Origin of the sequence: Burkholderia sp. AU4i (assembly GCF_000466765.1) — a bacterium.
Taxonomy (GTDB): domain Bacteria; phylum Pseudomonadota; class Gammaproteobacteria; order Burkholderiales; family Burkholderiaceae; genus Burkholderia; species Burkholderia cepacia.
In genome coordinates this window covers 34,879-49,837 of record NZ_ASSI01000010.1, presented here as the reverse complement: position 1 = coordinate 49,837, position 14,959 = coordinate 34,879, and the positions used below count along the sequence as shown (strand labels likewise).

The following is a 14,959-nucleotide window of genomic DNA, read 5'->3' as shown; positions in this document are numbered from 1 at the left end:
ACGGCCGGCACCGGGCCGCGCGTCGCGGCATTGCCCGGCCTCGGCTGGGGCGTCGCGCTGCTGGTGGCGCTTGCCGCGGCGGGCGGGATGGTGGTGTCCGCGCGCCACGCCGACACCGACCGCACGGTCGACGAACTCGTGTCGAGCCACGTGCGTGCCGACCTGTCGGCGCGCGACATCGACGTGATCTCGACCGACCGGCACACGGTCAAGCCGTGGTTCAACGGCCGGCTCGACTATGCGCCGCCGGTCGAGGATCTCGCGGCGAACGGCTTCGCGCTGGTCGGCGGCCGGCTCGACTACGTCGGGCGCCGCCGTGTCGCGGTGCTGGTGTACCGTTACCGGCAGCACGTGATCGACGTCTATGTGCGGCCGGCCGGGGAAGGGCCGGGGGCGCCGTACTCGACCGTGTCGCAGGGTTATGCGCTCGACCGCTGGGATGCGGCCGGGATGACGTGGTGGGCCGTGACCGACGCCGAGCCGTCGGCACTTGCGGCGTTCAGGACCGCGCTCGACGCGCGGCTGGCCGGCACGCGCAGCGAGTGACGTCGCGACGGCGGGCTGCGGGCCCGCCGCACGCTTGCGCTCCGACCCTGACCGGGGAAAAGGCCGAAGAACGGCCCGGCTGCCCGGCCTCGCCCCTTCAAGTCTTTGAAAACATGGCCGAATCCGCACGCCGATCGTCGATTGGTCTTGCATGCGCCCCGTATCCGGGTTAGAATCTTCGGCTTCTCACTTGCCACACCGGTTCAGACGCCCGGGTGGCTTTAATCCACAAGGAGTGTGTAATGCGTCATTACGAAATCGTATTCATCGTGCACCCCGATCAGAGCGAGCAAGTGCCCGCGATGATCGAGCGTTACAAGACCACGATCACGTCGCACGGCGGTCAGATCCACCGTGTCGAAGACTGGGGCCGTCGCCAACTGGCCTACATGATCGAGAAACTCGCGAAGGCTCACTACGTCTGCATGAACATCGAGTGCGACCAGACGACGCTCGACGAACTCGAACACGCGTTCAAGTTCAACGACGCCGTGCTGCGCCACCTCATCGTCAAGATGAAGAAGGCCGAAACCGGCCCGTCGCCGATGATGAAGGAAGTTCAGCGCGAAGAAGCCAAGAAGGCGGCTGCAGCTCAGCCGACCGAAGCGCAGGCTTAAGTTCGTCATTCATTAAGCCATCAAGGAGCGCGCCACTCACGTGAACAGGTTGCAATTGACGGCGAGCGTCGTCGAACGCGCACCGGTGCGATATACGCCGGCAGGTGTTCCGATCGCAAGCGCCACATTGCATCACCGCACGGAAGTCGTCGAAGCAGGCATTCCCCGTCAGGTCGAAATGACGATCGAGGCGGTGGCGGCCGGTGAGGCGAGCGGCAGGCTGGAAAGCCGTGAAATGGGCGTCGAAACGCTGTTCACGGGCTTCCTGGCAAAGAAAAGCCGCAACGCGAGAACCTTGGTGTTTCACATCACAGCATTGCAGGACATTGGAAAGGACTGAAATCATGCCCCGCCCGACTGGTAAGAAATTCGACAAGCGTCGTCAGCAACAAAACCCGCTCTTCAAGCGCAAGAAGTTCTGCCGTTTCACGGCCGCAGGCGTCGAGCAGATCGACTACAAGGACACGGAAACGCTGAAGGACTTCATCGGCGAAAACGGCAAGATCACGCCGGCGCGTCTGACGGGTACGAAGGCGCACTATCAGCGTCAGCTCGACACGGCAATCAAGCGTGCGCGTTTCCTCGCGCTGCTGCCGTACACCGATCAGCACAAGGCGTAACTCGGCGACGCCATAAGGAGAATTCGAATGCAAATCATTCTGTTGGAAAAAGTCGCCAATCTGGGCAACCTGGGCGACATCGTCAAGGTCAAGGACGGTTACGCTCGCAACTTCCTGATCCCGAACCGCAAGGCTCGCCGTGCAACGAAGGAAGCGATCGCCGAATTCGAAGTGCGCCGCGCTGAACTCGAAAAGATCGCCGCTGAAAAGCTGGCAGCATCGCAGGCAGTCGGCGAGAAGCTGAACGGCCAGTCGTTCGAAATCACGCAGAAGTCGGGCGTTGACGGCCGTCTGTTCGGCTCGGTCACGAACGGCGACGTCGCGGAACTGCTGAAGAAGGCAGGTTTCGAAGTCGAGAAGCTGCAAGTTCGCATGCCGGAAGGCCCGCTGAAGATGATCGGCGAGCACAACGTCCAGGTCGCGCTGCACACGGACGTCGTCGTCGACGTCACGATCAACGTGATCGGCGACCACGCGTAAGCGTACGCAAGCTTTCCGGGCGGCTTCCGTCGTCCGGACAAGGGCAGGCGCCCGGGCAACCGGGGCCTGCCTTTTTTATTGCCCGATCGCCGGAGCGGTAGCGCTGCTGCGATCTATTCGCGATAATCCCAACCCATGAACGCGCCGCAAGATCCCCAAATCGAATCGCTGAAAGTCCCGCCGCATTCGGTCGAAGCCGAACAGTCGGTGCTCGGCGGCCTGTTGCTCGACAACGCGGCATGGGACCGGATTGCCGACTTCCTGTCTCAGGGCGATTTCTACCGCTACGATCACCGGATCATCTACGAGCACATCGGCCGGCTGATCGCGTCGACGCGCCCGGCCGACGTCGTGACCGTGTACGAAGCGCTGACCACGTCCGGCAAGGCCGACGACGTCGGCGGCCTCGCGTACCTGAATGCCCTCGCGCAGAACACGCCGAGCGCCGCGAACATCCGCCGTTATGCGGAAATCGTGCGCGACCGTGCGGTGCTGCGCCGGCTCGTGTCGGTTGCCGACGAAATCTCGGCCGATGCGTTCAACCCGCAGGGCAAGGAAGTCCGTCAGCTGCTCGACGAGGCCGAATCGAAGGTGTTCTCGATCGCCGAAGAGGGCGCGCGCGGCAACCAGGGCTTCCTCGAGATCGGCCCGCTGCTCACGCAGGTCGTCGAGCGCATCGACACGCTGTATCACACCGCGAACCCGAGCGACGTCACGGGTACGCCGACGGGCTTCGTCGACCTCGACCGGATGACCTCCGGGATGCACGGCGGCGAACTGATCATCGTCGCGGGGCGACCGTCGATGGGTAAGACCGCCTTTTCGATGAACATCGGCGAATACGTCGCGGTCGAGTACGGGCTGCCGGTCGCGGTGTTCTCGATGGAAATGCCGGGCACCCAGCTCGTGATGCGTATGCTCGGCTCGATCGGCCGGCTCGACCAGCACCGGATGCGTACCGGGCGCCTGACGGACGAGGATTGGCCGAAGCTGACGCACGCGGTGCAGAAGATGAGCGAGGCGCAGCTCTTCATCGACGAGACGGGCGGCCTGAACCCGATGGAATTGCGCTCGCGCGCGCGGCGCCTGGCGCGGCAGTGCGGCAAGCTCGGGCTGATCATCGTCGACTACCTGCAGCTGATGTCGGGTTCGTCGCAGGGCGAGAACCGGGCGACCGAAATCTCGGAAATCTCGCGATCGCTGAAGAGTCTCGCGAAGGAACTCGACGTGCCGGTGATCGCGCTGTCGCAGTTGAACCGCGGCCTCGAACAGCGCCCGAACAAGCGTCCGGTGATGTCCGATTTGCGCGAATCGGGCGCAATCGAACAGGATGCGGACGTGATCCTGTTCATTTACCGCGACGAAGTTTACAACCCGGACAGCCCCGACAAGGGCACGGCCGAGATCATCATCGGCAAGCAGCGTAACGGCCCGATCGGCCCCGTTCGGCTCACGTTCCTGGGGCAATACACGAAGTTCGACAACTTTGCGGGAGCGCAGACGTTCTACGGCGAGTAACGCCGATTGTAAAGTCCTAAATCGCCAAACGTTGTATCCAATCCCGGTGCGCGCATGTGCGCGCGTCGCGGCGCGACCGAAAACGGTACAATGTCGCCCGTTTTCGTGACAGTAGTTTGACAATCTCTCAGGAATCCCATGTTCGGTCGATTCATGCCCACCGAGGGCAAGTTCTTTGAACTCTTCAACGCGCACGCGAAGCACATCGTTTCCGGTGGCCGCGAGCTCGAACTGCTGATCGACAATCTCGCCGACGCCGAGATTCACAAGCAAAACGTGCAAATTGCCGAGAAGGCCGCTGACAAGCTCACGCACGAGGCGATCGATCTGCTGCACAAGACTTTCATCACGCCGCTCGATCGCGACGAGATCCACAAGCTGATCACGACGATGGACGACATCCTCGACCTGATGGAAGACGTCGCGACCGCCGTGTCGCTGTACGACGTGCAGTCCGTCACGTCCGAGGCGAGCCAGCTCGCGCACATCGTCACGCAGTCCGCCCAGCACGTGCAGCAGGCGGTCGGGTTGCTGTCCGACATGAAGCAGTCGGCGCAGATCCTCAAGCAGTGCGAGGAGATCGACCGCTGGGAATCGGAGGCCGATCGCGTGCTGCGCGCGGCGATGTCGAAGCTGTTCCGCGAGGAAGACGACGTGAAGACGCTCATCAAGCTGAAGGCGATCTACGAGCTGCTCGAAGAGATCACCGACAAGTGCGAGGACGTCGCGAACATCATCGAAGGCATCGTGCTGGAAAACGCCTGAGCGGACCACGATGCATTCGATACAACTCGCCCTCTGGATGGTCGCGACGCTCGTTCTCGTCGCGCTCGTATTCGACTTCATGAACGGCTTTCACGACGCGGCGAACTCGATCGCCACCGTCGTGTCGACCGGGGTGCTGAAGCCCCAGCAGGCCGTCGTATTCGCGGCCGCGTTCAACGTGATCGCGTATTTCATCTTCCACCTTAAAGTCGCGCAGACCGTCGGCAAAGGCACGATCGACCCCGAGATCGTCGACCACTACGTCATATTCGGCGCGCTGGTCGGCGCGATCGGCTGGAACGTGATCACCTGGTACTACGGGATTCCGTCGAGCTCGTCGCACGCACTGATCGGCGGCCTCGTCGGCGCCGCGCTCGCGAAGTCGGGCTGGGGCTCGCTGAACATCGACGGGCTGCTGAAGACGGTTGCGTTCATCTTCATTTCGCCGCTGCTCGGTTTCATCCTCGGTTCGCTGTTCATGCTCGGCGTGTCGTGGCTGTATTTCCGAACCGCGCCCAGCAAGGTCGACCGGCGCTTCCGCCGGCTGCAGCTGCTGTCGGCCGGCTTGTACAGCCTCGGCCACGGCGGCAACGACGCACAGAAGACGATCGGCATCATCTGGATGCTGCTGATCGCGAGCGGCTACGCATCGGCCACCGCCGATGCGCCGCCCGCGTGGGTGATCGGCGCGTGCTACCTGTCGATGGGCCTCGGCACGCTGTTCGGCGGCTGGCGCATCGTGCGCACGATGGGCCAGAAGATCACGAAGCTCAAGCCGGTCGGCGGTTTCTGCGCGGAAAGCGGCGGGGCGATCACGCTGTTCATCGCGTCGTTCCTCGGCATTCCCGTATCGACCACGCATACGATCACCGGCGCGATCGTCGGTGTCGGTGCGACACAGAAGCTGTCGGCCGTGCGCTGGGGTGTCGCCGGCAACATCGTATGGGCGTGGGTGCTGACGCTGCCCGCAGCCGCGCTGTTCGCGGCCGGTGGATGGTGGCTCGGCCATCAGATCTTCTGATCGACCGCACTGTCGAACGGACATGAAATGCGCCGCAAGCCGAAAGGCTGCGGCGCATTTTCTATTGGGGCGGCGGAAGGGGGCGGCGAGGTGGAGGGCGGCGGATGCCGCCAACCTCGCGGCGGTCGAAGGTCGAGCGACCGGTCAGTAACTGCCGTTCGCGAACCGCGCGATCGGATCGTCTGCCGTACTCGTGCGCGGACTGACGGGCGCGGATTGCGTCGACGCACGCCACACCTGCACGGGCTCGGTGCTGCGTGGAGGCATCGACGCGGTGGCGGGCGGCGGTTCGGCATCGAAGGCGGCGGCCTGGGCGGCCGTCAGTGCGGTCGTCGGAATCTGCGTGCCGGCTTCCGCCGTGGCGGCGGGTGCGGCATTGGCCGTCGTCGCGGTCACCTCGTCATTCATCGACGTGGCCTGCTGCTGGGCCGTCTGCATCCGCGAGGGCGGCGGTTCGTACGGATCGGCGGCCGGTGCTGCTGGTGCAACTGCGGCCGTCGTCACGACCGGCGTGGTCGGGGCGGGCGCCTGCACCTGCGCCGCTCTCGCTTGCGACGACGCAGTCGCAGGTTGCCGCGGCGCGGTGGCAGCCGTCACGACCACCGGAGCAGCCGCGACCGCCGGCGAATTGCGCGGCTCGTCGCGCTTCGCCTCGTAGGTCGGCGCATCGAACGGCGTCGGTGCCCCGCGCGGCGGCGCGACGCGGCGAATGCCGTCGAAACGCTTGGCCCAGTACGGGTTCGTCAGGTAGTCGAGCCGCACGGTGCCGCCCGTCGACGGTGCGTTGACGAAGCGCAGCTTGCCGACGTAGATGCCGACGTGCGAATGCGGCCGTCCGGTCGTGTTGAAGAAGATCAGGTCGCCCGGCGCGATCTGGTCGGGCTCGACCGATACGCCGCGGCCGCTCATGTCGGCGGTCGTGCGCGGCAGGTTCACGTCGGCTGCGCGGCCGATCACGTAGCGCACGAGCCCGCTGCAGTCGAAGCCGCTCGTCGGCGTGTTGCCACCCCAGCGATACGGGACGCCGACGAGGCTCATCGCCTGGATCGAAATTTCTTCCTGGCCGACGCTGTGATCGACGAACTTCGGGAAATTGGCGGGAGCGGGGAATGCGCGCGGCGTCGTGATCCTCATGCCCGACGCGGGGCGCGATGCCGACTGCGGCGGCACGCTGGAGCAGGCCGCAAGCAGTGAAACGACAGCAACGGGAACCCAGATTCGAAGCATGGCAAGGCGGGCGAGCGCGGGACGCTCGCGAATCGTATGACAACAGACAGACCCGATGGTAGACGTTCCGGCGGGACTTAATCAACCGTTCCTGAGAATTTACTTGAAGTTTCGCGCGTAAGTGCAGCTGTTGCGTAACGATGCATGACCAACGTTTCAGACCCCAAAAATAAAAACGGCGCTCCGGAAACGGAGCGCCGCGATGCGTCGACGGCCGGCCGACGGGCCGGCCTGTCGCGTTACAGGATGTCCGACGCGTAGTCGGCGAGTCGCGAGCGTTCGCCGCGCGCGAGCGTCACGTGGCCGCTGTGGCCCCAGCCCTTGAAGCGGTCGACGACATACGTGAGCCCCGAGCTGCCTTCGGTCAGGTAAGGCGTGTCGATCTGCGCGATGTTGCCGAGGCACACGATCTTCGTGCCCGGGCCCGCACGCGTGACGAGCGTCTTCATCTGCTTCGGCGTCAGGTTCTGCGCCTCGTCGATGATCAGGTACTTGTCGACGAACGTGCGGCCGCGCATGAAGTTCATGCTCTTCACCTTCAGGCGCGAACGGATCAGTTCCTGCGTCGCGGCACGCCCCCATTCGCCGGCGGCGTCGTCGGTCTTCTGCAGTACTTCGAGGTTGTCGTCGAAGGCACCCATCCACGGCTGCATCTTCTCTTCCTCGGTGCCGGGCAGGAAACCGATGTCCTCGCCGACGGGCACGGTCGCGCGCGTCACGATGATCTCGTTGTAGCGTTTGTCGTCGAGCACCTGCGCGAGGCCGGCCGCGAGCGCGACGAGCGTCTTGCCGGTACCGGCCTGGCCGAGCAGCGTGACGAAGTCGATCTCCGGGTTCATCAGCAGGTTCAGCGCGAAATTCTGCTCGCGATTGCGCGCGGTGATGCCCCACACGTTGTTCTTGTGGTGGCTGTAGTCGCGCAGCGTCTGCAGCAGCGCCGTCTTGCCGTTCAGTTCGCGGACGATCGCATGGAACGTCGGCTCGCCGTTCTGCGGCTCGAGATAGACGAACTCGTTGACGAGCATCGACGCGACGAGCGGGCCCGTCACGCGGTAGTACGTGGTGCCCGTCTTCGTGTCCTGCCAGCTCTCCATGCCCTTCGCATGCTTGGTCCAGAAATCCTGCGGCAGCTCACGCACGCCGTTGTACAGGAGATCCGAATCCTCGAGCACCTGGTCGTTGAAGTAGTCTTCAGCGGGCAGGCCGAGCGCATGCGCCTTGATCCGCATGTTGATGTCTTTCGACACCAGCACGACCTGGCGGTCCGGCCGGTCGCGCTGCAGCGCGCGCACGACGCCGAGGATCTGGTTGTCGGCCTTGCCTTCGGGCAGGCCTTCGACGGGCGCGATGTCGGTGAGCTTCGTCTGGAAGTACAGGCGGCCGACCGCCTCGCGGCTGCCGAGGCGCGACAGCGGAATGCCGGCCGTGATCGGGCCCGCGTCGGCGACCAGCGCGTCGAGCGTGCGGCTGACCTGGCGTGCGTTGCGCGCGACTTCGGACATCCCCTTCTTGTGGTTGTCGAGTTCCTCGAGCGTCATCATCGGCAGATAGACGTCGTGTTCCTCGAAGCGGAAGAGGCTGCTCGGGTCGTGCATCAGCACGTTGGTGTCGAGCACGAACAGTTTCTGCTGTTCGGCTTCGGCGGCCTTGCGGCTGCGCGATTTCGTCGCGGCGCCCGTGTCGCGCGCGGGAGCCGCGGCCGGTTTGCCGGCGGCCGGCTTGTCGTTGCGCGCGACGACCGGCGCCGCGGGTTCGGCGGGTGCCGGCATCGGCTGCAACAGTGCGGCCGTCTGTCTGGTCTTGCGACCGCGTGCGGGTGCGCTCGCGGTTTCCTGCGCCGAAGACGCGACGGCGCGCAGCGGCGCGGCCGTGTTCGCGGCTTCGATCATCGGTTGGGCCACGCTCGCCGGACCGTAGTCACCGGCTGTGGATGCGTCCCCTTCGGCGGATTTCTTCGCGGCTTTCGCGGGCCGCGCTTTCGCCTTGTATTCGTCGGGCGGCAGCAGGCTGCCGAGCTTGCTGGGGGGAGTAGGCAAAGGCATGGTGTCCCTCGGGAGGAATCGTGTCGCATGGCGTGCGCCGCTGATCGCATCCTGCGTGACGTAGATGCATGCAGTTTGCGCGCGGTGGCGCACAGGAATTTCGTCTAGCCGGTTCGCCTAAGTGTCGATCAGCTCCTCGATGCGGTAAAGGCCGGACCGGGGAGGGCCGGCGCGCGTTCCATAAAAAAAGCCGCTGCCCCGTCGACAGGGACATGCGGCTCGGCTGATGCCGTCGTGATGCGCGTCAGGTGCCGTGAAGCATTGCAACAGGCACCGGCGCAGCTACGAGAAATATGGGGCGAACTGGCATTCATTGCGGCCCAATATAACGCGCCTCAAAGCGCTTGTACAGCACTTAGCACGTCGTCCACATGACCCGGTACCTTGATGCCGCGCCATGCCTGGCGAAGCACGCCGTCGGCGTCGATCAGGAACGTCGAGCGCTCGATTCCGCGCACTTCCTTCCCATACATTTTCTTCATCTTGATGACATCGAACAGCGCGCACAGCGCTTCGTCGGCATCGGAAATCAGCGGGAACGGCAGTTCGAGCTTTGCCTTGAAATTGTCATGCGAGCGCAGGCTGTCGCGCGACACGCCGATGACTTCCGCACCGGCTTTCTTGAACTTCGGATAGAGATCGCGGAACTGCAGCCCTTCGGTCGTGCAGCCCGGCGTGTTGTCCTTCGGATAGAAGTACAGCACGAGTTTCTTGCCCTTCAGGCCGGACAGCGAAATGTCGCCGCCCGTGGCCGGTGCGGTGAAATCGGGAACTTGACGGTCAACTTCGACGGACACGTGTTTCTCCTGTTGTTATGGAAAGGCGCCGCTGCGGCGGCGCAGTTCGGCGGGGCGTCGCGGCAGCGCGCCGCATGGGCGGCGCGGGCGACGCCGGCGCGCGCGAACTCAGTCGGGCTGGACGATCAGTTCGCCGGAGCGGCCGGGAATTTCGCCCCACGTGACAGGGTACGATGGCAGCGAGTCGCGGTCCAGCGTCGCGTGGTAGTCGCCCATCGTCGCAAACGTGTGGCCTTGCGCGCGCCAGCCGGCGAGCAGTTGCTCGAACACGGGCGCGAGCTTCTGGCCTTCCAGTTCCGCATGCAGCGTGAACACCTGGTCGTGCGGATTGGTTTCGGTGAACTTGAGGATGTGCGCGGCGACGTTGTGCGTGTCGACGCCGTCGATGCCGAGCACTTCGTCGAGCGTCGGCAGCGTGGTCGGCATCTGCACGTGCGACAGCGTGCGGCCGTCGACGACGGGCAGGTACGGCGAATGGCCGCGGCCGTCGGATGCGTAGCGCATCCCCCATGCGTCGATCTGCTCGAACGCGGAATCGTTCATCTGCCAGCCGGCCGCGCCGTGCGTGACGGGCGGCGCGCCGAAGATCTCGATGAAGCGCGCGTGACTCTTCTGCATTTCACGCGCGGTCCAGTCGCGATCGCGCGCACGGACGTTGTCTTGCCAGTACACGTGATCCCACGTGTGGATCCCGCATTCGAAGCCGGCCTCGTGAATCGCGCGCATGTCGGCGATCGCGCGGCGGCCGATGTCGGGGCCCGGCAGCAGCACGCCGTACATCAGCTGCTTCACGCCGTAGTGTTCGACCACCGACGTGCGCGACACCTTCTTCAGGAAGCCGGGGCGGAACACGCGCCGCAGCGCCCAGCCCGTGTGATCGGGCCCGAGGCTGAAGAGGAAGGTCGCGCGCGCACTGAAGCGGTCGAAGATGCGCGCGAGGTTCGGCACGCCTTCGCGCGTGCCGCGCAGCGTGTCGACGTCGATCTTGAGGACGATGCGAGCCAAGCGAACGTCCCGCTCAGCCTTGCTGCTCGACGAGCGCGCGCGCGTCGGCGACGTGGCCGCGATACGCTTCGAAGATGTTGCGCAGCGCGTCGTCGAACGTCGCCTGCGGTGCCCAGCCGAGCTCCTGCATCGTGTTGTCGATCTTCGGCACACGGTTCTGCACGTCCTGGTAGCCGTTGCCGTAGTACGCGCCGGACGTCGTCTCGACGAGCTTCACCTGCTTGGCCGAATCGGCGTATTCGGGGAATTCCGCCGCCAGTTCGAGCATCTTGTGCGCGAGTTCGCGAACCGAGAAGTTGTTCTTCGGATTCCCGATGTTGTAGATCTTGCCCGACGCGACGCCGTCCTTGTTCTCGATGATCTTCATCAGCGCGCTGATGCCGTCGCCGATGTCGGTGAATGCGCGCTTCTGCGAGCCGCCGTCGACGAGGCTGATGTTCTCGCCGCGCACGATGTGGCCGAGGAACTGCGTGACGACGCGCGAGCTGCCTTCCTTCGGCGTGTAGATCGAGTCGAGGCCCGGGCCGATCCAGTTGAACGGACGGAACAGCGTGAAGTTCAGGCCTTCCATCCCGTAGCCCCAGATCACGCGGTCCATCAGCTGCTTCGAGCACGCGTAGATCCAGCGCGGCTTGTTGATCGGGCCGTAGGTGAGGGCCGATGCATCCGGGTCGAACTGCTCGTCCGAGCACATGCCGTAGACCTCGGAGGTCGACGGGAACACGAGGTGCTTGCCGTACTTGACGGCCGAACGCACGATCGGCAGGTTCGCCTCGAAGTCGAGTTCGAACACGCGCAGCGGCTGCTGGACGTAGGTGGCGGGCGTCGCGATCGCGACGAGCGGCAGGATCACGTCGCACTTCTTCACGTGATACTCGACCCACTCCTTGTTGATCGTGATGTCGCCTTCGAAGAAATGCATCCGCTCGTGGTTGACGAGGTCGCCCAGCCGGTCGGTCTGCATGTCCATGCCGAACACTTCCCAATCGGTGGTTTCAAGAATGCGCTTCGACAGGTGATGGCCGATGAAGCCGTTCACACCCAGGATCAGGACTTTTTTTGCTTTCATGAATGACGGGAAGAATGAATGAACTGCGCGAATTCCGCGGGCGTCACGACGGTTTCGCTGCCGTCGCGCTGCTGCCACAGCTCGAGAATGGATAGGGCGCGGCTGTCGCCGCAGACGCCGAATAGCGCATTATCGCTTACGTGCAGGCCGGGCGGCAAATCTGCCGCGGCGGCCGCTGCCGCGCTGCCGGGCGCCGCGAGGCGCGCGCGCGCGATCACGAAACGCGTGCCGTCGACGTCCGTGAACGCGCCCGGATACGGGGGCGCGACCGCGCGCACCAGGTTGTAGACCTGCGCGGCCGGCTTCGACCAGTCGACGCGGCCGTCCTCGGGCTTGCGCCCGCCGTAGTAGCTGCCGGTCGCGAGGTCGTTCGGCAGGTGCGGCGCCTCGCCCGCGAGCAGCGCGGGCAGTACGCGCCAGAGCGTCTGCTCGGCGGCCACCGTGACCTTGTCGAACACCTGCGCGGCCGTGTCGTCCGGCAGGATCGGCACCGCGGTCTGGGCGATGATCGCGCCCGCGTCGGGCTTCGCGGCCATCTCGTGCAGCGTTGCGCCGGTTTCGGTCTCGCCGTTCAGCACGGCCCAGTTGGTCGGTACCCGACCCCGGTATTTCGGCAGCAGCGAACCGTGCATGTTGTACGCGCCGCGCGGCGCGATCGCGAGCAGGTCCACCGGCAGCATGTGCCGGTAGTAGAACGAGAAGATGAAATCGGGCTGCGCGTCGGACACCGCGCGGCGCAGCGCCGGATCGGCGGGATCGGCCGGCGTGACGACCGGGATCCCGTGCTCGGCGGCGACCGATGCGACGCTGCCGAACCAGATGTTCTCGTTCGGGTTGTCCTCGTGCGTGACGACGAGTGCGACGTCGACGCCGCGCGCGAGCAGCACCTGCAGGCAGCGCACGCCGACGTTGTGATACGCGAAGACGACTGCGCGCGGTTTCATTGCCCGGCTCCCGTGCGGTTCGTGCCGGCCGGCACCGGCGGCACGCCGTCGTGCTGCTCGAGCACGGCCTGGATCAGGTAGCGCGGCCGCGCGCGCACCTGCTGGTAGATGCGTCCGACGTACTCGCCGAGCAGGCCGAGCGCGAAGATGATCACGCCGAGCAGGAAGAACGTGATCGCGAACAGCGTGAACACGCCTTGCACTTCCGCGCCGACGATGAAGCGTCGCACGAGCAGCAGCACGAACAGCGCGGCGGAGCCGAGCGACAGGATCACGCCGATGAACGACAGCCACTGCAGCGGCACGACCGAGAAGCCCGTCACGAGGTCGAAGTTCAGCCGGATCAGGCTGTACAGCGAGTACTTCGATTCGCCGGCGAAGCGCTCCTCGTGCGCGACCTCGATCTCGGTCGGCTTCTGCGCGAACGTATAGGCGAGCGCGGGGATGAACGTGTTGACTTCGCCGCATACGTTGATCGTATCGATGATGCGGCGGCTGTACGCGCGCAGCATGCAGCCCTGGTCGGTCATCTTGATGCGCGTGATGCGCTCGCGCAGCCGGTTCATCATCTGCGACGCCTTGCGCCGCCACAGGCTGTCCTGGCGCTGCTTGCGGATCGAGCCGACGTAGTCGTAGCCCTCGCGCATCTTCGCGATCAGCTTGGCGATTTCCTCGGGCGGGTTCTGCAGGTCGGCGTCGAGCGTGATGACGATCTCGCCGCGCGATTGCGCGAAGCCGGCGAGGATCGCCATGTGCTGGCCGTAGTTGCCGTTGAGCAGCACGATGCGCGTCGTGTCGGGACGTACGTGGAACTGATCGGCGAGCATCGCGGCCGAGCGGTCGCGGCTGCCGTCGTTGATCAGGATCACTTCGTATGACGTGTCGAGTGCGTCGAGCGCCGGATACAGCCGCGCGAACAGCGCGGCGAGGCCGTCTTCCTCGTTGTACACGGGGATGATGACCGATACTTCGGGACGGCCTGCGTCCAGGTGCCCGGCGCCCGGATGCCCGGCGCGTGCTTCAAGGTGACTCATGTACGCTTAATTTCCGTATTGTTCGCAAATCTGGTTGATGGCGTCGACCACGCGACGCACATCGCCTTCCGTCATCTGCGTGAAGAGCGGCAGCGTGACGGTCGACGCGCCGTACCGTTCGGCGTGGGGGAACATGCCCTCCTTGAAGCCGCGCGCACGGTACAGCGTGAAAAGATGGATCGCCGGGTAGTGGATGCCCGTGCCGATGCCGCGTTCCTTCATCTGCGCCATGAACTCGGCGCGGGTGATCGTCAGCCGCTCAAGCGGCAGCGTGATCAGGAACATGTGCCAGTTGCCGTTCTCGAATTCGGCGACCGGCAGGCCGACGCCGAGCTTCACGGCCGCGCTGCCGTCGAATGCGTCGAAATACGCGCGGGCGAGCGCGCGGCGCTGCGCGGTGAAGCGTTCGATGTGCGGCAGCTGGCCGAGGCCGACACGCGCGGCGACGTCGGTCAGGTTGTACTTGCCGCCGAGCACGTCGCAGTCCATCCCGTCGAAGCCGGTGCGCGTGATGCCCTGCAGCCGGTATTTCTGCGCGAGCGTCGCTTCTTCCTCGTTGTTCAGCACGAGCGCGCCGCCTTCGATCGTCGTGAGGTTCTTGTTCGCGTGGAAGCTGAACGACACGATGTCGCCGATCGCGCCGATGCGCTTGCCGTTCCACGTCGAGCCGAACGCCTGCGCGGCGTCCTCGATCACGCGCAGCTTGTGCGCGCGCGCGATCGCGTACAGGCGGTCCATGTCGACCGGCAGGCCGGACAGGAACACGGGGATGATCGCCTTCGTGCGCGGCGTGATCGCCTGCTCGAGCTTGTCGAGGTCGATGTTGCGCGTGACGGGATCGATGTCGGCGAACACGGGCGTCGCGCCCGTCTCGAGGATCACGTTGCTGGTCGAGACCCACGACGCCGGCGTCGTGATCACCTCGTCGCCGGGGCCGACGCCCGCGATGCGCAGGCCGATCTCGAGCGTGCAGGTGCCCGAGTTGAACGCGCGGACCGGACGGCCGCCGCAGTATTCGGACAGCGCCGCTTCGAATTTCTGGCTTTGCGGGCCGGTGGTGATCCAGCCCGAACGCAGCACTTCGACGACGCCCTGGATGGTTTCCTCATCGATCTCGGGGCGGGTGAACGGCAGAAACGGAGCGGTAGTCTGGCTCATGTACGCTTTGGCCTGTAATGGCGTGTAATAAAAGGGTCGGGCGATCCCGGCCGAAACCGGCATTAAACACCGGTTGGCGGAAACGCACCGTGATTTTTTGTAGGCGGACGCTTAAC

General features: G+C 65.0%; 16 protein-coding genes and 1 pseudogene. 9 read left to right on the top strand and 8 right to left on the bottom strand.

Going from position 1 to position 14,959, the window contains the following annotated elements:
* From L810_RS01260 to L810_RS01225, 8 genes are all read left to right on the top strand, one after another.
* A partial coding sequence (locus L810_RS01260; RefSeq protein WP_042972754.1) for an anti-sigma factor family protein occupies positions 1-546 on the top strand: 546 nt, incomplete at its 5' end.
* Positions 547-788: 242 nt separating this feature from the next.
* Complete coding sequence (gene rpsF, locus L810_RS01255; RefSeq protein ID WP_006402295.1) at positions 789-1,163, top strand: 30S ribosomal protein S6; 375 nt, start codon at positions 789-791, stop codon at positions 1,161-1,163.
* Between the two features lie 40 nt (positions 1,164-1,203).
* The gene (priB, locus tag L810_RS01250; RefSeq protein ID WP_011657069.1) at positions 1,204-1,503 is read left to right on the top strand and encodes a primosomal replication protein N; all 300 of its coding nucleotides are present in this window, start codon (positions 1,204-1,206) and stop codon (positions 1,501-1,503) included.
* A 4-nt stretch (positions 1,504-1,507) separates the two neighbouring features.
* On the top strand, positions 1,508-1,783 hold the full coding sequence (gene rpsR / locus L810_RS01245) for a 30S ribosomal protein S18 (RefSeq protein WP_006486248.1): 276 nt from the start codon (positions 1,508-1,510) through the stop codon (positions 1,781-1,783).
* Between the two features lie 27 nt (positions 1,784-1,810).
* The gene (gene rplI, locus L810_RS01240; RefSeq protein ID WP_021156519.1) at positions 1,811-2,263 is read left to right on the top strand and encodes a 50S ribosomal protein L9; all 453 of its coding nucleotides are present in this window, start codon (positions 1,811-1,813) and stop codon (positions 2,261-2,263) included.
* Between the two features lie 135 nt (positions 2,264-2,398).
* Positions 2,399-3,781 (top strand): replicative DNA helicase, encoded by a 1,383-nt coding sequence (locus L810_RS01235; RefSeq protein ID WP_006486249.1) that lies wholly within the window; start codon positions 2,399-2,401, stop codon positions 3,779-3,781.
* A gap of 138 nt (positions 3,782-3,919) precedes the next feature.
* Positions 3,920-4,546, top strand: a complete 627-nt coding sequence (locus L810_RS01230; RefSeq protein WP_006478627.1) for a DUF47 domain-containing protein — start codon at positions 3,920-3,922, stop codon at positions 4,544-4,546.
* A gap of 10 nt (positions 4,547-4,556) precedes the next feature.
* The gene (locus L810_RS01225; protein ID WP_021156518.1) at positions 4,557-5,567 is read left to right on the top strand and encodes an inorganic phosphate transporter; all 1,011 of its coding nucleotides are present in this window, start codon (positions 4,557-4,559) and stop codon (positions 5,565-5,567) included.
* A gap of 144 nt (positions 5,568-5,711) precedes the next feature.
* Here the strand turns inward: L810_RS01225 and L810_RS01220 are convergent, their stop codons facing one another.
* Complete coding sequence (locus L810_RS01220) at positions 5,712-6,794, bottom strand: C40 family peptidase (RefSeq protein WP_021156517.1); 1,083 nt, start codon at positions 6,792-6,794, stop codon at positions 5,712-5,714.
* Between the two features lie 239 nt (positions 6,795-7,033).
* Positions 7,034-8,836 (bottom strand): PhoH family protein, encoded by a 1,803-nt coding sequence (locus L810_RS01215; protein ID WP_042972757.1) that lies wholly within the window; start codon positions 8,834-8,836, stop codon positions 7,034-7,036.
* Between L810_RS01215 and L810_RS49580 the strand changes: the two are divergent.
* Positions 8,732-8,973, top strand: a pseudogene (locus L810_RS49580) (hypothetical protein); the annotation flags it as partial. The gene L810_RS01215 and the pseudogene L810_RS49580 sit on opposite strands and share 105 nt — an antisense overlap.
* Positions 8,974-9,171: 198 nt before the next feature.
* Here L810_RS49580 and L810_RS01210 read toward each other — a convergent pair.
* The 6 genes from L810_RS01210 to L810_RS01185 all read right to left on the bottom strand — a co-directional run bounded on the left by L810_RS01210 (position 9,172) and on the right by L810_RS01185 (position 14,843).
* Positions 9,172-9,633, bottom strand: coding sequence for a peroxiredoxin (locus L810_RS01210; RefSeq protein WP_011657063.1), 462 nt, complete (start codon positions 9,631-9,633; stop codon positions 9,172-9,174).
* Between the two features lie 108 nt (positions 9,634-9,741).
* Positions 9,742-10,638: a polysaccharide deacetylase family protein gene (locus L810_RS01205; RefSeq protein ID WP_021156515.1), complete on the bottom strand. Its 897-nt coding sequence runs from the start codon at positions 10,636-10,638 to the stop codon at positions 9,742-9,744.
* Between the two features lie 13 nt (positions 10,639-10,651).
* On the bottom strand, positions 10,652-11,707 hold the full coding sequence (locus L810_RS01200; RefSeq protein WP_006482864.1) for a bifunctional UDP-4-keto-pentose/UDP-xylose synthase: 1,056 nt from the start codon (positions 11,705-11,707) through the stop codon (positions 10,652-10,654).
* Positions 11,704-12,651, bottom strand: coding sequence for a formyltransferase (locus tag L810_RS01195; protein ID WP_021156514.1), 948 nt, complete (start codon positions 12,649-12,651; stop codon positions 11,704-11,706). Before L810_RS01195 ends, L810_RS01200 begins: the two co-directional genes overlap by 4 nt.
* Positions 12,648-13,685: a glycosyltransferase gene (locus L810_RS01190; protein ID WP_021156513.1), complete on the bottom strand. Its 1,038-nt coding sequence runs from the start codon at positions 13,683-13,685 to the stop codon at positions 12,648-12,650. Before L810_RS01190 ends, L810_RS01195 begins: the two co-directional genes overlap by 4 nt.
* A 6-nt stretch (positions 13,686-13,691) precedes the next feature.
* The gene (locus L810_RS01185; protein ID WP_021156512.1) at positions 13,692-14,843 is read right to left on the bottom strand and encodes a DegT/DnrJ/EryC1/StrS family aminotransferase; all 1,152 of its coding nucleotides are present in this window, start codon (positions 14,841-14,843) and stop codon (positions 13,692-13,694) included.
* Positions 14,844-14,959 lie beyond the last annotated feature (116 nt).

Excerpts from the sequence above, each read along its gene's own strand:
- L810_RS01195 (WP_021156514.1), bottom strand. The coding sequence starts at position 12,651 with ATGAAACCGCGCGCAGTCGTCTTCGCGTATCACAACGTCGGCGTGCGC.
- L810_RS01190 (WP_021156513.1), bottom strand. The coding sequence starts at position 13,685 with ATGAGTCACCTTGAAGCACGCGCCGGGCATCCGGGCGCCGGGCACCTG.
- rpsF (WP_006402295.1), top strand. The coding sequence starts at position 789 with ATGCGTCATTACGAAATCGTATTCATCGTGCACCCCGATCAGAGCGAG.
- L810_RS01230 (WP_006478627.1), top strand. The coding sequence starts at position 3,920 with ATGTTCGGTCGATTCATGCCCACCGAGGGCAAGTTCTTTGAACTCTTC.
- L810_RS01215 (WP_042972757.1), bottom strand. The coding sequence starts at position 8,836 with ATGCCTTTGCCTACTCCCCCCAGCAAGCTCGGCAGCCTGCTGCCGCCC.
- rplI (WP_021156519.1), top strand. The coding sequence starts at position 1,811 with ATGCAAATCATTCTGTTGGAAAAAGTCGCCAATCTGGGCAACCTGGGC.
- L810_RS01235 (WP_006486249.1), top strand. The coding sequence starts at position 2,399 with ATGAACGCGCCGCAAGATCCCCAAATCGAATCGCTGAAAGTCCCGCCG.
- L810_RS01220 (WP_021156517.1), bottom strand. The coding sequence starts at position 6,794 with ATGCTTCGAATCTGGGTTCCCGTTGCTGTCGTTTCACTGCTTGCGGCC.
- L810_RS01200 (WP_006482864.1), bottom strand. The coding sequence starts at position 11,707 with ATGAAAGCAAAAAAAGTCCTGATCCTGGGTGTGAACGGCTTCATCGGC.
- rpsR (WP_006486248.1), top strand. The coding sequence starts at position 1,508 with ATGCCCCGCCCGACTGGTAAGAAATTCGACAAGCGTCGTCAGCAACAA.
- L810_RS01225 (WP_021156518.1), top strand. The coding sequence starts at position 4,557 with ATGCATTCGATACAACTCGCCCTCTGGATGGTCGCGACGCTCGTTCTC.
- L810_RS01185 (WP_021156512.1), bottom strand. The coding sequence starts at position 14,843 with ATGAGCCAGACTACCGCTCCGTTTCTGCCGTTCACCCGCCCCGAGATC.